This window comes from Levilactobacillus andaensis, assembly GCF_016861695.1.
GTDB lineage: Bacteria > Bacillota > Bacilli > Lactobacillales > Lactobacillaceae > Levilactobacillus > Levilactobacillus andaensis.
Genome location: NZ_BOLP01000016.1, coordinates 1 through 21,056 on the forward strand (window position 1 = coordinate 1; position 21,056 = coordinate 21,056).

Below are 21,056 nucleotides of genomic sequence, written 5' to 3' on the forward strand. Positions count from 1 at the left end.
AAAAAAGAGGCCCAATTCGAAAATGAATTGAACCTCTCAAATTCCCCTCATCAACACCCGTTGACAAAGAGCCAAAATAATTAAATTTCGCGGAAAAACTTCTTAAACCCAAATAGCTTATCGATTCGAGCTTCGTATTCTGCTGGAATCTCCAAATCAACGGCCTTCAAGTTATTCTGCAACTGTTCGGGCTTGCTGGCCCCGATGATCAAACTGGAGATACGGGCATCACGCTTGTCCCAGGCTAGAGCGAAGGTCGCCAGGTCCGTATTCAGCTCCGCCGCCATCTTAGATAATTCCTCAACCTTGGCGAGATTCTCAGGAACCAGTTGCGCCTGTAGGTCCGGTTGGAAGATTCCCCGGGACCCAGCAGGAACGGGTTGCCCTTGACGATACTTTCCGGTCAACAAGCCCTGGGCCAACGGTGAAAATGGCACGACGCCTAACCCAAGTTCGCCACATAAGTCCAATAGCTCATGTTCAATGTAACGGTCAAACATGTTATATTCCGGTTGGACCACCGTGATTGGGTGTAGCCCGCGCTCCTGAATGATCAACTCAGCCTTTAAAATCTGAACCGGCGTCCACTCGCTGACCCCGTAATACAGAATCTTCCCTTGGTCGACCAGCCCGCTCAGCGTCGTTAGCGTTTCCGCTAAGGGCGTCTGGGTGTCGAACCGGTGACAGAAGTACAGGTCCAAATAATCCGTTTGTAAATTAGCTAATGACTGATCGATTGATTCCGTGATGTGTTTTCGCGATAGCCCTCGGTCATTAACGCCTTTGCCGGATGGAAAGTAGACCTTGCTTGAGACGACCAACTCTTTCCGCGGAAATTGTTGGAGTGCGTTACCCAAGAACCGTTCAGCACCGCCGCCACTATAAACGTCCGCACAGTCAAAATAGTTAATGCCGTTCTCATAGGCGAGTTGAACACTCTGCGCTGCCAACTCCTGCTTAGCGGTATCACTAACATCCGTTAGCCAACTTCCCAACGCCAATTCACTAACCTTTAACCCTGACTGACCTAACTGCCGATACTTCATATGTAGTCGCTCCTATTCATTGTAAAATAATAAGATTTTAATTAGAAAATGATATGAAATTAGTTTACCACGACTAGTATCATTGAGCCAATTATTCGGTCAGGCCAGTATTGTCATTGATTATACGGTATCTTTTCAAACTTTTTAGGCAAGTCCCCGGCGATTCTTCCAGTAGACCACCACGATTGCCGGTAGTGTGACCGCCATGACGGGGTAAAGCCATGCCCACGGCAGGTACGTCGTGATAACCCCTGCCAGCATCGGTCCCAGGGTCATCCCGAGATCGATTCCAATGTAGAAAGTACTGTTGGCCAATCCGCGGTCCGCTTTGGGTACCAACGTCAGCGATTTCGCCTGACAGATGGAAAACATCAGGCCATACCCGGCAGCGAGACCGACCGCACCGACAATTAGCATGAGCCAATTATCCATGTCGGTCAGACCGATGATGCCAATCAGATTACAGCCGAGACAAATCCAGAAAAACTTTTTAAACGGTACCCGGTCAAAGGCATCGCGCAAGATGAGTCGCATCGCTAGTAAGACCAGCGCATAGACTGGGAAGAAGGCTCCGGCTGGGATCGCAAATCCCCGGTGAAAGACGTAGCTAACGATATAGGTCTGCGTCGCAAAGTAAGGCAACGAAAAGAGCAATAGAATGGCCGCGACCGGCACCACCTTGGGCTGCACCAACCGCATCTTGGGATGTTCCGCCTTATTTTTCCGGTAATCCGGGTGCGGCACGCTTTTATCCCCGACGAATTGAATCGTGATCAGCAGGAGGATAATAAAGCCGGTCGCCACCCAGAAAACACTGCGGTAGCCGAACCGATGATAGAGAAACACACTAACGGCAGGACCAATAGCCATCCCCAGCGCGTTGGCGATGCCGTAGATGCCCATGCCGGCACCGATGCGGTCGGCCGGCAGTAAGCTCGCCATCCAGGTGGCCATGCAAACGGAACACAACGTATACCCAATTCCGTTGACGACGCGCCAAAGCATGATCAAAGGCACTGCCGTCGAAACCCCGTACCCAATGCAAGCGATTAAAATAAAACTAGCCCCGATTGAGCTCAACCGATACTTCGAGAAGCGGTCGGTCAAATTGCCGGCTAGTGGCCGCAAAATCAGTGACGTTAGGTTCATCATTCCAGCAACGATTCCGGCTAAAACACTGTTTGCCCCAACATTACTTGAGAATCCCGCAATGATCGGATTGACCAACATAGGACTCATCAGGAAGAAAAAGCTGGCAGCTAAAACTAATTTGACATCTTTCGTATACAAGTGTGTCTTCACACGACCTCAGTTCCTTTCCAACAAAACTAATCATACAGCTAGCATTTTAGTTTTGAAAGCAGCGATTCGATTTCCTACCGTGTCTTTGAATTGAAAGCTTGTGAAAATTTCAGATTTATCTTTTGAAAAGAACACGCTAAAAAAACCGTCTCCTGTCATGTCCCACCAAGTGACCATTTATCATATTAACTTCACTAATTAGGCTGCTATTCGAAATAATTTGTGCTAAACTCAATTTTAATTTTACTTGGAGGTGATCTTTTTGGATATTTGGGAACAGCTCTACCAAGCAGCAAAACCGCTTTACCATCCGGAAGAAGTCAACGATTTTATTTACGCTCACAATGTCGTTTGCGCGTTACAAAGCAAGTCTGGCGAAATCTACACGGGATTTTGCATCGAAGGCCTCTCCGGCACCCTCAATCTCTGTGCCGAACGGGTCGCACTACTTAACATGTACACGACCAGCGGCGAAACCGAGGTCAAACGGCTCATTGCCTTTCGAGACGCGCCACCAACCGGCATTACTGGCATGCCCTGCGGTGTCTGTCGCGAAGCACTGCTCCAATTCTCAACCAACAACCGCAACACGCAAATCATGGCGGACTACGGCACCAGACGAACGGTCACGCTCGGGTCACTCCTTCCTGATTGGTGGGGCGACATTAAAACCAATTAATCGCTACATAAAAATGCAGTCCAGACCCCTCTCAACGAGTAGGCCTGAACTGCATTTTAAATGCCCTATTTTTCTGGCGAATCATCCGTCGGTGGCGTCATCAACCGCGCCGACCAGGACTGCATCTGATCCAAGAACCGTTTACTCTTCGGGTGCACACCAATCTGGCTGGTATAGATTTCATCCATCAGCTGGCGCAACGCGTGCTCCGTCTGCGGCTTGACGTTGATCGTGTGTAACCGGTCTAAGTCTAGCACGGAGAACTGCCGCAAGTAATAAATCGTCCGCTGATTCAAATGTAAGCGCCGGGGATCGAGTTGCCAATGCTGCTGGCACAACAGGCCCCCATAACTTTCGGAATAATCAAACGGCAAGTCCGTTCGACCACACACGGCACACCCTTGTAACTGGGGGGCCACCCCGAAAGCTGGCATCAGCTGAATCTCCATGATATTCGTCACGATGGCGGGATTGACCCCGTCATCGATCAGTGTCAACGCCCGTTCGACTCGGTGATACCAGTCCGGCAGCGGTTGGCTATCCGGAAACGCCTGATCGACCAGACTCATGATATACGTCGCATAGGCATTTTTAAAGATATCAGTACTGATGTTTTGAAATTGAGCCGTCTCGCGGGCCGTGCGAATGTAGGACAACCCATCGTCCGCAATGTCGCCCACGTAGCTCCCCATGGTAAACGGCAAGATATCCGCCACCATTTTAAAGCCGCGCTTCTTGGCGCCCCGCACCAGAAACATCTTTTTTCCGAACTCCGCCGTTAAAAATTTAATCAAGAAATCGCGTTCGGCATAGTCCCGACGAAAAAGGAGGATGCCGTGAAAATCAGTCACATTACGTGCCACGGCTCATCCCCACCTTCTGTTGTTTATAAATCGTCTTTCCGATACCCGTAGGACTTCAATAGGGTCGCCTTGTCACGCCAATTTGGTTGGACCTTGACCCACAACTGTAGGTAGACCTTGCTACCTAACAAGTGTTCAATATCGCGGCGTGCCATCGTCCCGATCTTCTTGAGCATGCTGCCGCCCTTACCGATCATGATGCCCTTTTGCGTTGGCCGTTCCACAATGATCGTCGCTTCGATGTGGACGTGATCTTCGTCCTTTTGCTTCATGCTTTCAATCTCAACGGCAACGGAATGTGGCACTTCCTCACGCGTCAGCATGAAGATCTTTTCTCTGATCAATTCGCTAACCACGAATCGTTCTGGGTGATCGGTCACTTGATCTTCGGGATAGTACTGTGGTCCATTCGGCATCGCATCGACCAATCCCGTAAGGAGTTCGTCGACGTTATTACCTTCCAACGCAGAAATTGGGTAAACAGCCTTCCATGGCAAGGCCGTCTTGTACTGTTCCATGATTGGCAGCATGTCATCGGGCTTGACTTGGTCGATCTTGTTGATCAGCAAGTACACCGGTGCCTTGATACCTTTCAAGCGGTCAATGATAAAGTTGTCACCGGCCCCGCGCTTTTCAGCCGCATTGATCATGAACAGAACGGCATCGACTTCGTTTAGTGCGGACATCGCTGACTGCACCATGTAGTCGCCCAGTTTACTCTTGGGTTTATGAACCCCTGGGGTATCGATGAACACAATCTGTGCTTCATCCGTCGTGTAAATGCCTTGAATCTTGTTCCGGGTCGTCTGTGCCGTATCCGACATGATGGCAATTTTTTGCCCGATCACGCGGTTTAAAAACGTTGATTTCCCAACGTTAGGGCGACCAACGATGGCCACGAACCCTGATTTATAATTTGGATTATCCATTTTTTCCTCCTAGAACCAACGGCCGAGGGCTGGCAACATCACCAACGCCCCGACGATTACGGCAAAAATCGCCGCCATTAAGACACCACCGGCCGCAATATCCTTGGCACGCTTCGCCAAATCGTGATAGGTTTCGCCCACGATAAGGTCAACGACCGCTTCCACGATAGTATTCAACGTTTCGGCGATCAACACCAAGAATATGGCCAGCACCAGCCACAGCCACTCATTTAACGTTAGTCGCAGAATTGCCCCGGCAATGACTGCCAGGGTGCCCACGACCAAGTGCTTACGAAAATTACGTTCATAACGAAACAGCGCCCGCAGGCCATCCCACGCGTGGCCCAATGACTGACGAAAGGCGCGATTTTTCCCCGTTTGTTTTGTTTTATCGCTTAAGGCCATAGGCATCCAAAATGTCGGCCTGAAGTTTGAACATGACTTTCTCGTCCTCAGGCTTCATGTGGTCATAGCCGTTAAGATGCAGGAAGCCATGGACCACGAGAAAACCTAATTCCCGTTCGTAGGAATGGCCCAAGTATTCCGCTTGTTCTTCAACTTTGTCCATGGAAACGAAGATGTCACCGATGTTTTCGGGAATCTCGGCCGCCATTTCTTCGTCCATCACTAAGGGGAAGTCATCGTCGGCGTCTTCATCGTCTTCGATGGCAAAGCTGATGACGTCGGTCGCCCGGTCAACCCCCCGGTATTGCTTGTTGATCTGATGAATATCTTCGTTATTCATCAGGGTCACGGACATTTCCGTGTTCTCCGCCAACTCCAGGTACTTGCCGGCATATTCTAAAACGTCTTTGATCATGTCAACGTGCTTCGCTGGCACGCCATCTTTAGTCTTATCGTAGATCTCTAAATCCATTATTTTTTAGCTCCATTTGGTGTAGTATCGTTGGCTTCGTAAGCGTTGATGATGCTGGCTACGACTGGATGCCGGACCACGTCATCAGAATTAAAGGTCACAAAGCTGATGTGCTGAACGTTTTGCAAAATGTGTTGGGCCTGAATCAACCCGGACTTGGCGTTGTGTGGCAAGTCAATTTGCGAGATATCCCCGTTAACGATCATCTTTGACCCAAAGCCCAGTCGCGTCAAGAACATCTTCATCTGCATGTTCGTCGTGTTCTGCGCTTCATCCAAGATGACAAAGGCCGATTCCAACGTCCGACCACGCATGTAGGCTAACGGCGCAATTTCAATGACGCCGCGGTCCATCAAACGAGTCGTGTGTTCCGCCCCTAAAATGGCGTACAAGGCGTCATAGATTGGCCGCAAGTAAGGATCGACCTTTTCCTTCAAGTCCCCGGGTAAGAACCCCAGGCTTTCACCGGCTTCAACGGCTGGTCGGGTAATGATCAATTTTTCAACATCCCCGTGTTTCAACGCCGCAATCGCCATGACAACGGCCAAGTACGTTTTCCCTGTACCGGCCGGGCCGATGCCAAAGGTAATGTCGTTGTGCTTGATGGCGTCAATGTATTGGCGTTGGCCAAAGTTCTTGACCCGCACAGCGCGGCCCTTGGCGTCCTTGATCAAGGTTTCCGTGTAGAAGTCCTTAAAGTACGTCAACGTCCCCTTATCAGCCATCTTCATGGCACTGATCACGTCGGCGCTGTTCAGTTTGATCCCCTTAGCAAGTAAGTCGCTCATGTTCCGTAAAATGGCCAGCGTGTGGTCAACCGCATCCGCGGCCCCAGAGACTTTGATTGAATTGCCGAAAGGCTTGATGGTCACCTGTTGTCCTTCTTCGAGGATGGTCACAAATTGATCTTGTGCGCCCAGCAGACCAATTTCATCTTCTGGTCGTTCCAAGATATATTCTTTTTCAATCGTTGTGTTTTCAGTCAAATACGGTGGCTCCTTTATTTTTATTTAGGTATACTGATAGTCAAATTTTAGCATACTGCCGCGGATTGTAAAAGGATTCGACGCGAAAAGCCGGCGAGTGACGCCTTTTTCCGCCAATCGCCGACAATTACGGCTTAATCAGCGGGTAAATCGGGCAACGTGATCGGCAGTTCCAAGACGAGTCGGTCCCGCAACGTCAGCCCATTTTCAATGATGACCTGCGGATAGTTGGTCGGGAAATAGTCGGGCTCGACCGCCACCACGCGAAAGCCGGCCTGCTGATACAAGTAGAGTTGGGTCAAACTGGTCGTCCCCGTAGCGATTCGTACGGTCCGATAGCCGTGTTCGATCGCCCACTCCCGGGAAAATTCGAGGAGCTGGCGGCCATAACCGCGCCGTTGCTTTGCTGGAGAAACGGCGATATTCATAATTTCGACGACTCGTTTGGACCGCGGACACAACACCACGATACCGGCCAATCCGCTGACGTCACTGGCCGCATATGTTGTGCTGTGCGGTAAGTACGATGCAATCAATTGCTGACTGGGGTCTGCTAATAGCAGAAGCTGTTGCTGTTCGGCCGTCGGGGTCGTCACTTTTTGATAGGTTAATGCCATTAGCGTTCTCCTCGTTTCGTCAAAAAAAGCCTGGGACACCCCCAGGCTTTTCGCGTCTCTCAGTTTACATTGTCGAAACGTGCGCCAAAGGGCAGCTGGCTCCGCTTAAAACTGATAACCAAACAATCCAAGTTCGGGATTATTCAGTTATCAGCCTTAATGCTCACCAGCTAATCGCCCTTTGTCCCACTCTTGTTAGCTTACTTGTTCAACTGAGCCTTAACGGTCTTGTTGACAACGGCACCATCGGCCTTGCCCTTAACCTGAGGCATCACAACACCCATGACCTTACCGAAGTCCCCCATGCCACTCGCGGAGACCTTAGCAATGCTGTCAGCGACGATTTTAGCCACGTCGTCTTCGCTCATTTGCTTAGGCGCATACTTTTCAACGATGGCAATTTCGGCCTTAACGCCTTCAACCAAGTCATCGCGGTTACCCTTAGCGAATTCTTCCATGGATTCCTTACGTTGCTTCAATTCACGGGAAACGATCGTCAATTCTTCGTCAGGGGTCAAATCATGGCCTTGCTTGACCTTTTCGTTGGTCAAAGCAGCCTTCATCATCCGGATAACGTTCAATGACAACTTGTCGTGGGCCTTCATGGCCGTCTTTAAATCAGTGTTGAGTTGGGTTTCTAAACTCATTTCATTTCCTCCTAAAAAATCATGGTTACTATTTAGTTTACACCTAATCTCCGTAGTCGTCAGGTAAAGTTGATTTAAATTGGCCGCACTGCGGCTACCATGGCTCTCAACCAGACATCCCTCTGTGCAGTCGTAAATTTGTCGTGTCATAGACACTCTTACTCTCATCCTTTAATATAATCATCAGACGCTAAAGCGTGGCAAATAGTATCTCTCCTTCGCCTAATTATCCGCTTCTCAACTCGTACTAACAAGCCGGTTAGTCACTAACAAATAGTCCATGATTGTCTTTTGCGGCCGAATCGGTTACGCTTGCCTTAATCAAGAAAGGAAGTCCTATTATGACCGATATGCGGGCCATTGGCTTTACCCAGAATTTACCGATTACAGACGAAAAAAGTTTCATCGAATTCTTTGAACCCAAACCCACGCCAACCGGCCACGACATCCTCGTCAAGGTGATTGCGACCTCGGTCAATCCGGTCGATACCGGCGTGCGGCGGGGCACTCAGCAAGCCCTGGCGACACCTAAAGTGATTGGCTGGGATGCCTATGGTGTCGTGGATGGCGTTGGGGAAGCCGTGACGCTATTTCATCCCGGCGACCGGGTCTTTTACGCGGGCTCCTTTAAACGTCCGGGAACGGACAGCGAGTATCACCTAGTCGACGAACGAATCGTCGGCCACGCACCCACTCGTTTAACGGCCGCGGAAATCGCTGCGGTGCCGCTAACCTCACTGACGGCGTGGGAAGCCTTATTCGAGCAAATGCACCTGTCATTTGATGACCCTGCCGCCAATTCTGGCAAGACGCTGCTCGTCATCAACGGGGCTGGTGGTGTCGGCTCCATGGCGACCCAACTGGCGCATCTCGCCGGCTTGACGGTCATTGCCACGGCTTCGCGACCAGAAACTATTGCCTGGACAAAGGACCACGGGGCGGATGCGGTCGTCAACCATCGTGAGGACCTGGTTCCCCAGGTTCAGGCGCTCGGCCACCCCACCGTCGATTACATTTTAGAGCTCAGTAATCTCAATCAGCATTGGCATGAAATCGTCTCGTTAATCGCACCAAGTGGGACCATCGTCTCTGTTACCGGGAACGAGACCCCCATCGACCTGCGCGCGCTGAAACAAAAGCGGGCAACCTTCGCTTGGGAGTGGATGTACACCAAGTCCTTCTTCGAGACTCCGGACATGATCACCCAGCACGACATTCTCGAACGGGTTCGTGAGCTACTGGACGCTGGTAAATTACAGTCAACGTTGACCAAGACCTTCACGCCCATCAACGTCGCCAATCTCCGGGCGGCCCACGCCCTGGTCGAAGCCAACCGGATGATCGGTAAAGTCGTTTTAACTAATGAAAAATAAGCGCATAAAAAAACTCAGGACACGTAAATGTCCTGAGTTTCTTTAGTTAAATTGCAAAAAGAGCTTAGAAACGCTTCTTCTTAGCTTTACGCTTACGCGCAGCTTCTGATTTTAACTTTTTCTTCACACTTGGTTTTTCGTAAAATTCACGTTTACGGTATTCTTGTAAAGTACCGCTACGGGAAACCGTACGTTTGAAGCGCCGAAGAGCGTCGTCAAAAGACTCGTTTTTGCGAACGACTGTCTTTGCCATATAAAATTCCCTCCCTCCGAGCACAAGTAATAACGTCGGTTGGAATTTGTCCACCGGCGTAACGGTTCTTAACTATTATACATAAACACCCAAAGTACGTCAATAATGCCAGCAAATAAAATTTGAACCGTTTTCGTCTACGGGTTAAACTAGAAGAAAACGTCAGAGGAGTTGCCCACATGCCGCAAATCAATATTTTCGTCATATCTGATTCATCTGGTGAGACCGCGCTAACTGTTGCCCAGACTGCTGTTTCCCAGTTTCCTAGCGTCAAAGCAAGCTATCAACGGTTCCCCTTCATTCAAACCGATTCCATCCTGGAAGGGATCCTAAACCTAGCTAAGAAGCAACGCGCCATGATTTTTCATACTTTAGTTAATGCAAAATTAAGTCAACACGTTCGCGAATTTTCGGCCGCCAACCAATTACAACAGTTTGATTGCATCCAACCGGCTATGGCCGTCCTCCACAATGCCACGGGATTAGACCCCGAGGGCGTGCCTGGATTGGTCCATAATCTAAATGACACGTATTTCGACCGCATTGCCGCCATGGAGTTCGCCGTGACCTACGATGATGGCAAGGACCCCGCCGGCCTTCTAAAGGCTGACATCGTCATTTTGGGCGTCTCACGGACCTCCAAGACACCTTTGTCCTTGTTCTTGGCCAACCGGAACCTGCGTGTTGCCAACCTACCGCTGTCGCCGCAGACCCAATTGCCGCAAGAGCTTTGGCAGGTCGACCCGAAACGTATCTTTGGCCTGACCAACCGCCCAGAAATTTTACGTAAAATTCGGCAGGAACGAATGATTTCTTACGGCTTACCCGCCGACAGTGCCTATTCCGATACCCAAAAAATTACGGAAGAACTCGACTACGCTGCTAAACTTTATAAAAAAATCGGTTGTTTAGTCATCGATGTTTCAAATAAGTCGATTGAAGAAACGGCCACGTTAATCATGGAAAGCGTGGATTACGATTTAATTCCCCATCCTTTAGCTGATTAACCACTAAAAATAATAGGAGAAGTGCTCACGACTCAAATTGGTCGAGGCACTTCTCCTATTTTTAATTTTCGCCTAAAGTTTGAAAGCTCCAAAGTGCTAACTATGCCTGTTCTGGCAACAACAGTGGGACTAAAACTGCGCAACCTGGTGGGTCCTTCGCCTTACCGGCCGGCAGATATGGGCTGGATCGGTGCGAACACAACTTGAATCCTCGAAAACCGCGAGTCTCCAAGGTTGGTTTTCTACTAAGCCGGCCAAGAACGCCGACCAAGTAGAACGACGCGCCTGATCCCATATCTGTCGACCTCTCGGCTTACACGGTGACTTTCTGTCGACTAGGAAGATAAGCGTAAAATCGTTATTGAACCAAAGATATTGACCTCCGCAAAAACTTTTAGCAGTTGTTGTAATAGAACACAACCTGAGCCGGAGGAAGCCAGGGATGTAGCCAGCCGTGGTAATGGTCTTGGCTGGCGTCCTTTGCTAGCCTAGACCATGGGCGACTTTTAAGACGCGTGGTTTTCGCGGCTTAAAAGCGAGCGAGAAGACTGGTGTTCTTCCAGGCTGAAGCGTCCCCACAGCAGGCGGAATCCCTGGCAGCCGCAGTGCGGACAATTCATACTAATTTACAGGTGTTTCATCTTTCAACCCTTAATTACCGCGTTAAAAACTCATCGACCGGTTTCTCAGCTAACACATCGGCCTCTAAATCCGGATTGAATTTCTGGGCCTTCAGCATGGCCACCTCATACCCATGTGGATTGACGCCGTGCTTCCGGTCGGGGCCCATCACCGGCGTCTCCATAATCTTAGGCACTGCCGTGAGTTGGGGATGATGTGCCACTTGGTTCAACACGTCAAAGCCCAGCGTTCCCAGGCCAATATTCGTGTGCCGGTCCTTATGGCTACCCTGTGGGTTCTTCGAATCGTTCAGGTGAATCACCTTCAGCCTATCAATGCCGATGACGTGGTCGAACTCATTGAGCACCCCATCGAAGTCGTCGGCGATCGCGTAACCGGCATCACTGGTGTGACAGGTGTCGAAGCAGACGGACAAGCAGTCATTGGCCGCCGTGGCATCCATGATTGCCGCCAACTCCTCAAACGTCCGGCCAACTTCGGTGCCCTTACCCGCCATTGTCTCTAAGGCAATCTGGACGGGGGCTTGCGCGGCACTTAAAATCTCATCGAGACCCTTGGCAATCTGCGCAATGGCCGCCGGGGCCCCCGCACCAACATGGGCGCCCGGGTGGAGAACGATTTGTGTCGCCCCCAGAGCCGCTGCCCGCTGGACCTCTGCCGTCAAGAATTCCACGGCAAAGCCATAATTTTGCGGCTTCACCGTATTTCCTAAATTGACCACGTATGGCGCATGAACCACGATGGCCCGTTGGTCGTGCGCGGCCATAAATGCCTTGCCCGCTTCAATGTTTAATTCGTCAATGGGCTTGCGCCGTGTGTTCTGTGGCGCACCCGTGTAGATCATGAACACATTTTCGCCAAAGCTGGCGGCTTCTCGTGCCGAGCCCAGCAACATGTCCTTGCCCTTCATACTAACGTGTGAGCCGATTAAAAATTCTGCCATCTTAATCTTCCTTTCCGTTAACGATCACCTGGACGACCCGTTGACTCGCCGTTCCATTTTCCCACTCACAGAATTTATGGTAGAAGGCCGCTTGTTGCTGGCGATAATCGGCAAATTCACCGGCGGTTCGCCAAACATCAAGCTGCTGGTAAAAGGCCGTCGCCGTGGTGACCAGTGGCCCCGGGATTTCCTGGTCGTAATCGAAGTAAAAGCCTCGCAACTGGTCGCGGTAATGGGCCAAGTCATAGGCGAAGAATAATTCCGGTCGTTTTAAGTTAGCAAAGTCGAACATGACCGAGGAATAATCCGTGATCAGCAGGTCTGAAATCAGATACAATTCGGCAATATCCGTATCGGCCAGCACCGTCACCCGGTCCTCGAAGCCGTGAGTGTCAATGGCGTCCTTGACCAAGTAGTGCGGCCGAATAATCAGGTGCGTCCCTGCTGGCACGTGTTGAAAGAACTCCCCCAGGTCAAATGGCAGGTCAAACTGATAGACACCGGGCCGCACCGCCATGTCGTCTCGCCAGGTCGGCGCGTACGTCACGACGGGCCCCGTCACTGCTCCCAGTAATTTTTGTTTCAAGTGTTGTATCTGCTCGGCACTGGTCGTATAGAGCACATCGTTACGGGGATAACCGATCGACAAGAATTGATTGCGAAACCCAAACGCCGACTTGAAAATATCCTGCGAATACTGGTTCGGCGCAATCAGGTAGTCCCAACGACTGGCGGCCGTGACGAACTGCTGGTGATAGTCGGCCGTCGAGGTCCCCGGAATGGCGACGTGTTCGATATCGGCGCCTAGTTTCTTAAGCGGCGTTCCATGCCAGGTCTGAATCGTTTGCGTTCGGCGGTTCTTATGCCACCAGTTGGGCAGCCGGGAATTTAAGACCCAGAACTCCGCGCGGGCCATCAGACCAACCCAGCGTGGCGTGAAGCGTTTGACCAATTTGACCTCCGGGTATTTCGCCTGTAACGCCGTATATTCCCGCGGTTTCACGCTAAAGTAAGCTGTCTGCGCATACTCTGGGTGGGTCTTGACCAATTCACGGTAGATGGCCGCCGGATTGTCATTGACATCCTTGCCGTTAAAACTTTCAAACATCACGAGCCGTCGCTTTATGGGTAAACAAATAAGCCCATCGTTCAACACGATGAGCCCACAGCGAGCAACGAGCTTCAATGACTGAATAATGTGACTTAAACCATTCGCCATTTGAGGTTGCTCCTTTCAATTAGATTAAATCTACGAAACGTGACCGGAACTTGTAGTGTAAGTGCGAGCCAATCAGTAATACGAAGAACACAAACATCCAGAATTCCAGCGTCAACATTGGGTGTTGCCAGAACCAACCGGTCCCAATGAAGGACTCCCGGAACCCATTAACAATGTAATAGTAAGGATTCAATTCGAGTAAGTGGACAAATGGTGCGGGGAATGACGTCGTGACGAAGTTAAACAGCACGCCAGACACGTAGAATAACATCCGCATCACGGACTGTAGCAAGATGTGGTAATCCCGTACCAGCACACTGATACATGAGTTTAAGACCCCTAGCGCCACCAATAAGCAGATCATGGCGAAGAAGTAGTAGATCCATTGGAACCAAGACACCTTCGGGTAGACCCCGTTCAGCAGACCAATAAAGATGGAGAAGACCATCATCGTCCAGAAGGAACTCAGATTGCTGACCACTTTAATCGTTGGTAACGCTGAGACTGGGAACTTCATTTTGGCAACCATGTTAACCCGTTGATAGATACTCTTCGACGCGTCCAACGTTGCCCGGTTCATAAAGAACCAAGGGGTGATCCCGATAACCATCCATGGCAGGTAGCCGACCCCATTTAAGGGTTGACCGTGTTTTAACCCGACACCGAAGACTAACCAGTAAATCGCGATTTGAATTAACGGATATAAGTATTCCCACGCCAATCCTAAGTAATGACTCTGATAACTTGCTTGATCCTCATAGCGGGAAATTCGGAAAATGATCCCGATACTCGAAATTTGTTCTTTGAATAAGGTCATGACCTCTTTCAAGGCACTGCACTCCTTTAATTAATCAGTTAATAGCGCCACGTACTGCGCCACGACACGACTCGTCGCTTGGCCGTCATTGGCACTATTCCAATGTTGATTGAATTGTGTAAAGTCAGTTGGCGCGTCTGCAGCAATTGCTGCCGCCAAGTGCTGACTGTCGGTCAGTGCCGGACTCGGCAACCAATCGAATAGATCTTCCTGCACCCCGGGGTCTTGCGAATACGTTGGCAGGTCGAACAGGTAAAACAGTAAGCTGTGCGCGTTCGGTAGCAGACTATAGTCAAACGCCACGGAGGAATAATCCGTCACCACGGTCTCCGCCACCGTTAGCAGGTCAGCCGTACTCAGTTGCTGGGCCACGACGACCTGCTCACCGAGTTGCGACTGCAAAGTCGTTGCTTGATCTGTTAGCACGGGATGGAGCTTGACGACCACCCGCGCATCAGGATCTGCCCGCAACGCCTGGGCCAAATCAGTCGGTGGCGTAAACGTCACGCCATCGCGATAAGTTGGTGCATACAAGATGACCCGGTGCCCCGTTAACTCCGGAGCGCGCTGGGCAACCTTAGCCTGCGCTTGGGCCACCCAGTCGGGATCGTTCAACCGATCCGACCGCGGATACCCCAGCACCTGCATCCGGTCCGCAGGGACATGATAACTCTTCGCAAAGACCTGGCCCATCGCCGCGGCCCCCACCACGTAGTCATCGAACTGATCATACACGGCCTGAAACCGTCGTTGATCACTCTGCGACCGTTGGCCCGTCGTCGGATCGTCCCAACCAAATCGTTTGATTGCCCCGGCCGCATGCCATAACTGCACAATGCGCATGTGCTTAGGGTGATAGAGTCCGCCCAAGAAAGCGTAGTAGTTATCGCAAAATAACACGCGCGCCCGCATAATGGTCGGAATCCCCTTGAAGACAAACTGCAGGTCATCTCGAAACGGATGAACGGTGATCCCCGCCGCAGCCAATTTTTGTGCGGCCATTTCGTATGCCGGACGATAAAAAACGACCAACGTCCGGTCAGCCGGCAGTGCCGCAGCCAACGCCTTGATGAACGGGAGATTATCCCCGAAGCTCATCAGGTAGACCACGTGACGCTGACGACGACCCGCACACAGTAGCGACATTAGTCGTACTAACCATAAATAAATCTCTTTCACGTTAATCACCAATATCACTTATTTTTCGCTGTCCATAACACCGAGAATTATACCACATCTCCTTAAAGAACCTAGCGATTTTTAAGAACCTTTAAGAAACGCAGCGGAAATTCGCCCGAAAAGAAACAGGTTTTACGGCATTCATCCGCAAAACCTGTTGTTGACCACTTACCATTTGGGCTCATAGAAGTGGCCCAGAACCTTAACCGTGTCAGAAATGCTGACGAAGGCTTTCGGATCAGCCTCTTCCATCGCCGTTTCTAAGGCGTCCATTTCGTAACGCGTAATGACGGTAAATAGAATCGTCTTTTCATCGTGACGATACGCCCCTTCCGCCCCATGGACGATGGTGATTCCCCGTCGCATGTGGTTTTGAATGCTATCGATCACCGTCTTCGGCCGGTCGGTGATGACCATGACCTGCATCCGCTGTTGCCGCGTAAAGGTCATGTCGATCACCTTAGCGTTGACGAACAGGCCCAGCGCAGAATACAGCGCGTATGGCCAGCCGTAAACGAATCCGGCACTGATGACAATCAAACTGTTAAAGGCAATGTTGATGGTTCCCATGCTCCGGCCCGTTTTCCGCCGTAACACGATGCCGATGATATCCAACCCACCGGTCGAGATCCCATTTTTCAACGCAAATCCTGTCCCAAACCCATTGACCGCGCCCCCGAAAATCGCACAGATAATGGGGTCACTGGTTAAATGGACCGGTTGAATCACCCGAATCATCACCGACGCAAACAGAACACAAATGAAGGTGAAGACCGTGAAAGACTTCCCAATCTGCTTCCAGGCTAGGAAAAACATAGGAATGTTGATCAGAAACAGACCCAGGGCCGTCGTAATATGAAACGCCCCCAACCCAGCCGTCAAACTGTTGACCAATTGGGCTAACCCGGTAACTCCGGAAGAATAAATATGACCGGGCGTCCAGAAAAAGTTCACCGCAATTGACACTAAGACTCCGTAGAAAAAGGCAACGGAGAATTTCGCCGTATAGGTATGCCGTTTTAACAACTGCTGCACATCATCCATGATTTAAATACCGACCTCGCTTATATCTTTAATTATCCTTTATACTATGCTCGGCTTAGTATAGCATTTAATCGCCGTCACGGCCACGGCAAATACCGGGTTTTATCGACTTCTAACCTTTCTGCCAATGACTTTTGACAAAGTCTTCGCGACCGCCGGCTTCTTCTGCGGCAAATCGTTCCGGGTTCTTTTTATAAAATTGTTGATGACGTTCCTCGGCTGGGAAAAATGGCTGCGCGACTTGAATTTTGGTCACGATGGGCTGGTCAAATTGTTCCCGTTCCTGTAAAGCGGCCCTGGACGCCATTGCCGTTTGGGCCTGCGCTAAGCTGTTCACGAAGATGACTGGCCGATAGTTGCTGCCGCGGTCCTGAAACTGGCCGGCATCATCGGTCGGGTCCGTTTGCTGCCAATAGAGGTCCACCAACTGCTCGTAACTGACCACTGCCGGATCAAACCAAATCTTGACGGCCTCCGTGTGGCCAGTCCGCTGTGCCTTGACCTGTTCATAGGTCGGATTCGTGACAAAGCCACCGGTATAGCCGGACAACACTTTTTTAATGCCCGGAAATTCATCGAATGGCCGAACCATACACCAGAAGCAACCGCCAGCAAAAGTTGCCGTTTCAATTTCACTCATCATAATCACTCCATTTTCTAATGTATTAATTACACGACTTTTTCGGGCTATCGTCAAGCCCCTCTGTAGACTAAAATTTTCTTGACCAACATCTTTAGTGACTGCCGAGTACTCTCAAAAACTAAAGACTAACTCTTGACCTAGCCCGTCGATAACTATCCGTTAGAAGCCATTGACACACTTAACTTCTACCTGCCGACGTTCTAGTAATGAGTTAGAACTGGACGACTCGTTATGCTCTCAACAGAAAGTTCACATCTATTTTTGGGGTTATTACCTGTCATGGTAAAGCACAATCAGAGCCGGAGGAGGACAGGGATGCAGCCAGCCGTGGTAATCTTGTTAGCTGGCGCTGGCTAGCTAACAAGATGGGCGACTTTTAAGACACGTGGTTTTCGTGGCTTAAAATCGAGTCGGAGGACCGCCCCTCAGTCCGGAGCGTCCCCACAGCAGGCGGAATCCCTGGCAGCCGGAGTGCGGCCTATTTTCCACAATCCCGCTCTAAACAAAAAGGTAGCCATGACCAGCCAAACGGCCGATCACGACTACCTCTAATTATCTATTTTCCAAGTCCGTTCAATTAAGCTTCAGGCTTGTCTTCGTCCGCAATCAACAGGTCGAGGTCAAGCAACTGCTTGTCAGCAACCGTCGATGGGGCTTCAGTCATTGGTTCCGTGGCCTTCGAGTTCTTAGGGAAGGCAATCACGTCGCGGATGTTGTCGCGCTTAGCAAGCAAGCGAGCGAACCGATCCAACCCAATGGCCAGACCACCATGAGGCGGGAACCCGTAATCCAGGGCCTTTAGTAAGAACCCAAATTGCTTTTCGGCGCGTTCAGGCGTAAAGCCTAAGGCCTTCAGCATCTTCATTTGGAGTTCGCGGGTGTGGATCCGGATAGACCCCCCACCTAATTCCAAACCGTTCAAGATGATGTCGTAACTTTGAGCGTAGGCCTTGTGTGGGTCTTCGCCGTCGTTCAAGAAGTGAGCATCCCCTTCAGCAGGCATCGTGAATGGGTGATGGGCAGGAACCCACCGCTTCAAGTCGACATCGTAGTCGAACAATGGCCAGTTGACGATCCAGAGGAAGGCCCACTTGTTCTTGTCGATCATGTCTTGTTCCTTGGCAATGGCAACCCGCAGGTAACCCAAGGTTTGGGCAACGATGCGCTTGGAGTCAGCAGCGAACAGCAACAAGTCGCCGCTCTTAGCACCAGTTGCTTCGGCGATCTGCTTGAACCAGTCGCCTTCCTTGAAGAACTTCGCGATAGGACCGCTGAAGCCGTCGTCGGTCACCTTCATCCAAGCCAAGCCCTTAGCGCCGAACCGTTCAACGTATTGGCCGTACTTGTCGATGTCCTTACGGCTGTACTTGTCAGCACCACCAGGAACGGCAATGGCCTTGACTTGGCCACCGTCAGCAACGGCACCAGAGAAGACCTTAAAGTCGGTGTTGGCCATGATCGCAGATAGGTCCTTTAATTCCATCCCGAAACGAACATCGGGTTGGTCGGTCCCAAAGCGAGCCATGGAATCGTCCCAGTCCATCCGTTCGAATGGCAACTTAACGTCAACGTTCAACGTGTCCTTCATGACCTTGGCAATCAAGCCTTCAGTCAGGTCCTGAATTTCTTCAGCCGTTAAGAAGGACGTTTCCAAGTCGATCTGCGTAAATTCAGGTTGACGGTCCCCACGCAAGTCTTCGTCACGGAAGCAACGAGCGATTTGGTAGTACCGGTCAAAGCCAGAACCCATCAATAACTGCTTGAACAGTTGTGGTGACTGTGGCAAGGCGTAGAAATGGCCCTTGTAGATCCGTGAAGGAACCAGGTAGTCTCTGGCCCCTTCAGGCGTTGACTTCGTTAAGTCTGGCGTTTCGATATCGATAAAGCCGTTCTTATCGAAGTAACTGTGGACGGATTGCACGATCCGGTTCCGCAGTAACAGTGACTTTTGCATTTCAGGCCGACGTAAGTCTAAGTACCGGTACTGGAGCCGCAAGTCATCGGAAGCGTTGACGCCATCCTTGATTTCAAATGGCAATTCCTTAGCCTTGTTCAACAGGTTGATGCCCGTAACGCGGACTTCGACCTTCCCCGTCTTCATGTCAGGGTTAACTTCTTTAGGTGCCCGGGCAACGACTTGGCCTTGCACTTCGATAACGTATTCGCTCCGCAGGTGTTCAGCGACGTCTAGGGCATCCTTGCCGTATTCTTCACTGAAGACCAGTTGAACGATGCCTTCGCGGTCGCGTAAGTCGATAAAGATCAAGCCACCTAGGTTCCGGCGCTTTTGCACCCAACCCTTTAAGACGATAGTTTGGTCAAGATATTGTTCGTCGACCAAACCAGCGTATGTGGTCCGTTTCAAATTCTTTTCCATTATTTTCCCCTCTTATTTTGCCGTAAACTTGGTTGTTACGACGTTTTGGAAATCTTGATAAATGTCAGCTAATGGCACGCTGATTTCTTCACCACTGGCCATGGACTTCAAGTTAGCCGTTTGGTTGGCTAATTCTTGGTCCCCGATAGTCAAGGTGTAGGCCGCATCCAAACGGTTGGCCGTCTTGAACTGGGCCTTAGGCTTACGACCCAGGTAATCCCGGTCGGCCGTTAAGCCCGCCGTCCGAATGGCTTGGACGAGTTTCAACGTTTCTAATGACGTATCGTCGCCGATACCCACAACGTAAACGTCTAACGGGTGATCATTGGGAATGTCAACCTTTTCAGCTTCCATCAGTAAGACCAGCCGTTCAACCCCTAGTCCAAAACCAACACCGGACATTTCGGGACCGCCCAGTTCTTCAACCAAGCCATTGTACCGGCCACCGGCCAGAACGGTCGTGTAGCCTTCACCCAATGCTGGTGAATCCGCCATGATTTCAAAGATGGTGTGGTTGTAGTAGTCCAACCCCCGCACCATGGTGGCGTCGACATCGTAGTCAACCCCTAAGGCGTCCAGACTAGCCTTGACCCGGTCAAAGTGTGCAGTGGCTTCTGGCGTCAAGAAATCCAGAATCGATGGCGCATCGGCAACCAGCTCTTGGTCATGCTTGTCCTTGCTGTCCAAGACCCGCAATGGGTTCTTATGCAGCCGAACCTTGGAGTCATCACTCAATTCGTCAAAGTGAGGTTCCAAGAAGTCGATCAAAGCCTGACGGTAAGCCGCCCGCGTGTCTTGATCACCTAACGTGTTCAAAGCCAAGCGCAGGTGCTTCAACCCCAATTGGTTCAGCAGGTTCATCCCTAAGGCAATGACTTCAACGTCTAATTCTGGCGCGTCACTCCCGAAGGCTTCGACCCCGATTTGGTGGAATTCCCGTTGCCGACCGGATTGTGGCCGTTCGTAACGGAACATCGGTCCCATGTAGTAGACCTTGTAAGGCTTGGTCGTTTCTGGACCGTATAGCTTATTTTCGACGAAGGCTCGAACGACCCCGGCAGTCCCTTCAGGCCGCAGGGATAGGTGCCGATCGCCCTTGTCTTTAAAGTCGTACATTTCCTTGGTCACGATGTCGGAGGTGTCCCCCGAGGTCCGTGAAAAGACTTCAAAGTTTTCAAACATTGGCGTCCGAATCTCTTTGAAGCGGTAGTTAGCGAACAACTGACGGGCAGTGGCTTCAACAAATTGCCAGGTCTCGGAAGTCCCTGGTAAGATGTCAGCCGTTCCCTTTGGTCGTTGATAACGCATGAGCATTCTTCCTCTCTTCGTTTGCAGAAAATAAAAAACGCCCCTGTCAATTGACAAGGGCGCAGGTATGCACGGTACCACCTTTAATAAAGTTCTCTGCAGGATAACGTTGCAAACGAATGACGACAAGCGTCATTAGCCTCAAGAGTGTCTTCAAAGTCACACCGTTAGTCGCTCTCAGCTACGCGACCTCTCTAGAAACGGGCTTTCTTCTACTGTTCTCTCTCATCGGCAATCTATTTTATTCTTCCTAAGAATACTGAAAATGGCTTGAAAAGTCAAGGTGTCCTAAGAAAATATACTGG

General features: G+C 50.6%; 21 protein-coding genes. 3 read left to right on the plus strand and 18 right to left on the minus strand.

Going from position 1 to position 21,056, the window contains the following annotated elements; genetic code table 11:
* Positions 1-80 precede the first annotated feature (80 nt).
* Both JUF10_RS11035 and JUF10_RS11040 read right to left on the minus strand, forming a co-directional pair.
* Complete coding sequence (locus tag JUF10_RS11035) at positions 81-1,046, minus strand: aldo/keto reductase family protein (RefSeq protein WP_203642221.1); 966 nt, start codon at positions 1,044-1,046, stop codon at positions 81-83.
* Between the two features lie 144 nt (positions 1,047-1,190).
* Complete coding sequence (locus JUF10_RS11040) at positions 1,191-2,348, minus strand: MFS transporter (RefSeq protein WP_203642222.1); 1,158 nt, start codon at positions 2,346-2,348, stop codon at positions 1,191-1,193.
* Positions 2,349-2,610: 262 nt separating this feature from the next.
* Between JUF10_RS11040 and JUF10_RS11045 the strand changes: the two genes are divergently transcribed.
* Positions 2,611-3,027, plus strand: a complete 417-nt coding sequence (locus JUF10_RS11045) for a cytidine deaminase family protein (RefSeq protein WP_203642223.1) — start codon at positions 2,611-2,613, stop codon at positions 3,025-3,027.
* A 65-nt stretch (positions 3,028-3,092) separates the two neighbouring features.
* On the opposite strand, the gene recO is transcribed toward JUF10_RS11045, so the two are convergent.
* The 7 genes from recO to JUF10_RS11080 all read right to left on the minus strand — a co-directional run bounded on the left by recO (position 3,093) and on the right by JUF10_RS11080 (position 7,946).
* Positions 3,093-3,890: a DNA repair protein RecO gene (gene recO / locus JUF10_RS11050; RefSeq protein ID WP_203642225.1), complete on the minus strand. Its 798-nt coding sequence runs from the start codon at positions 3,888-3,890 to the stop codon at positions 3,093-3,095.
* 23 nt (positions 3,891-3,913) lie between these two features.
* The gene (gene era, locus JUF10_RS11055; RefSeq protein ID WP_203642227.1) at positions 3,914-4,819 is read right to left on the minus strand and encodes a GTPase Era; all 906 of its coding nucleotides are present in this window, start codon (positions 4,817-4,819) and stop codon (positions 3,914-3,916) included.
* Between the two features lie 9 nt (positions 4,820-4,828).
* Entirely contained in the window at positions 4,829-5,230 is a 402-nt protein-coding gene (locus tag JUF10_RS11060) for a diacylglycerol kinase family protein (protein ID WP_373301340.1), read from the minus strand.
* On the minus strand, positions 5,208-5,696 hold the full coding sequence (ybeY, locus tag JUF10_RS11065; protein ID WP_203642229.1) for an rRNA maturation RNase YbeY: 489 nt from the start codon (positions 5,694-5,696) through the stop codon (positions 5,208-5,210). The genes JUF10_RS11060 and ybeY overlap by 23 nt, the downstream gene beginning before the upstream one ends.
* On the minus strand, positions 5,696-6,682 hold the full coding sequence (locus JUF10_RS11070) for a PhoH family protein (protein WP_203642231.1): 987 nt from the start codon (positions 6,680-6,682) through the stop codon (positions 5,696-5,698). Before JUF10_RS11070 ends, ybeY begins: the two co-directional genes overlap by 1 nt.
* A 134-nt stretch (positions 6,683-6,816) precedes the next feature.
* Positions 6,817-7,299 (minus strand): GNAT family N-acetyltransferase, encoded by a 483-nt coding sequence (locus JUF10_RS11075; RefSeq protein ID WP_203642232.1) that lies wholly within the window; start codon positions 7,297-7,299, stop codon positions 6,817-6,819.
* A 200-nt stretch (positions 7,300-7,499) separates the two neighbouring features.
* A complete protein-coding gene (locus JUF10_RS11080) occupies positions 7,500-7,946 on the minus strand; it encodes a GatB/YqeY domain-containing protein (protein ID WP_203642233.1) in 447 nt (148 codons plus the stop codon).
* A gap of 350 nt (positions 7,947-8,296) precedes the next feature.
* On the opposite strand from JUF10_RS11080, the gene JUF10_RS11085 reads away from it, so the two are divergent.
* The gene (locus tag JUF10_RS11085; protein WP_203642364.1) at positions 8,297-9,319 is read left to right on the plus strand and encodes a zinc-binding alcohol dehydrogenase family protein; all 1,023 of its coding nucleotides are present in this window, start codon (positions 8,297-8,299) and stop codon (positions 9,317-9,319) included.
* A 64-nt stretch (positions 9,320-9,383) separates the two neighbouring features.
* Here JUF10_RS11085 and rpsU read toward each other — a convergent pair whose 3' ends face one another.
* A complete protein-coding gene (gene rpsU / locus JUF10_RS11090; RefSeq protein ID WP_011667518.1) occupies positions 9,384-9,572 on the minus strand; it encodes a 30S ribosomal protein S21 in 189 nt (62 codons plus the stop codon).
* Positions 9,573-9,751: 179 nt separating this feature from the next.
* On the opposite strand from rpsU, the gene JUF10_RS11095 reads away from it, so the two are divergent.
* Positions 9,752-10,579 carry a pyruvate, water dikinase regulatory protein gene (locus JUF10_RS11095; protein ID WP_203642234.1) on the plus strand — a complete coding sequence of 276 codons (828 nt, stop codon included), beginning with the start codon at positions 9,752-9,754 and terminating at the stop codon, positions 10,577-10,579.
* Between the two features lie 655 nt (positions 10,580-11,234).
* Here the strand turns inward: JUF10_RS11095 and JUF10_RS11100 are convergent.
* The 8 genes from JUF10_RS11100 to hisS all read right to left on the minus strand — a co-directional run bounded on the left by JUF10_RS11100 (position 11,235) and on the right by hisS (position 20,751).
* Positions 11,235-12,164: a deoxyribonuclease IV gene (locus JUF10_RS11100; protein ID WP_203642235.1), complete on the minus strand. Its 930-nt coding sequence runs from the start codon at positions 12,162-12,164 to the stop codon at positions 11,235-11,237.
* Position 12,165: 1 nt separating this feature from the next.
* Positions 12,166-13,383 carry a CDP-glycerol glycerophosphotransferase family protein gene (locus JUF10_RS11105; protein WP_203642236.1) on the minus strand — a complete coding sequence of 406 codons (1,218 nt, stop codon included), beginning with the start codon at positions 13,381-13,383 and terminating at the stop codon, positions 12,166-12,168.
* Positions 13,384-13,402: 19 nt separating this feature from the next.
* A complete protein-coding gene (locus tag JUF10_RS11110) occupies positions 13,403-14,212 on the minus strand; it encodes an ABC transporter permease (RefSeq protein WP_125685832.1) in 810 nt (269 codons plus the stop codon).
* A gap of 18 nt (positions 14,213-14,230) precedes the next feature.
* The gene (locus tag JUF10_RS11115; protein ID WP_203642366.1) at positions 14,231-15,346 is read right to left on the minus strand and encodes a CDP-glycerol glycerophosphotransferase family protein; all 1,116 of its coding nucleotides are present in this window, start codon (positions 15,344-15,346) and stop codon (positions 14,231-14,233) included.
* Positions 15,347-15,547: 201 nt separating this feature from the next.
* On the minus strand, positions 15,548-16,423 hold the full coding sequence (locus tag JUF10_RS11120) for a YitT family protein (RefSeq protein WP_125575863.1): 876 nt from the start codon (positions 16,421-16,423) through the stop codon (positions 15,548-15,550).
* A gap of 112 nt (positions 16,424-16,535) precedes the next feature.
* Positions 16,536-17,063, minus strand: a complete 528-nt coding sequence (gene msrA / locus JUF10_RS11125) for a peptide-methionine (S)-S-oxide reductase MsrA (RefSeq protein ID WP_203642247.1) — start codon at positions 17,061-17,063, stop codon at positions 16,536-16,538.
* Between the two features lie 580 nt (positions 17,064-17,643).
* Positions 17,644-19,431 carry an aspartate--tRNA ligase gene (aspS, locus tag JUF10_RS11130; RefSeq protein WP_203642368.1) on the minus strand — a complete coding sequence of 596 codons (1,788 nt, stop codon included), beginning with the start codon at positions 19,429-19,431 and terminating at the stop codon, positions 17,644-17,646.
* A 24-nt stretch (positions 19,432-19,455) separates the two neighbouring features.
* Positions 19,456-20,751, minus strand: a complete 1,296-nt coding sequence (gene hisS, locus JUF10_RS11135; RefSeq protein WP_203642249.1) for a histidine--tRNA ligase — start codon at positions 20,749-20,751, stop codon at positions 19,456-19,458.
* Positions 20,752-21,056 lie beyond the last annotated feature (305 nt).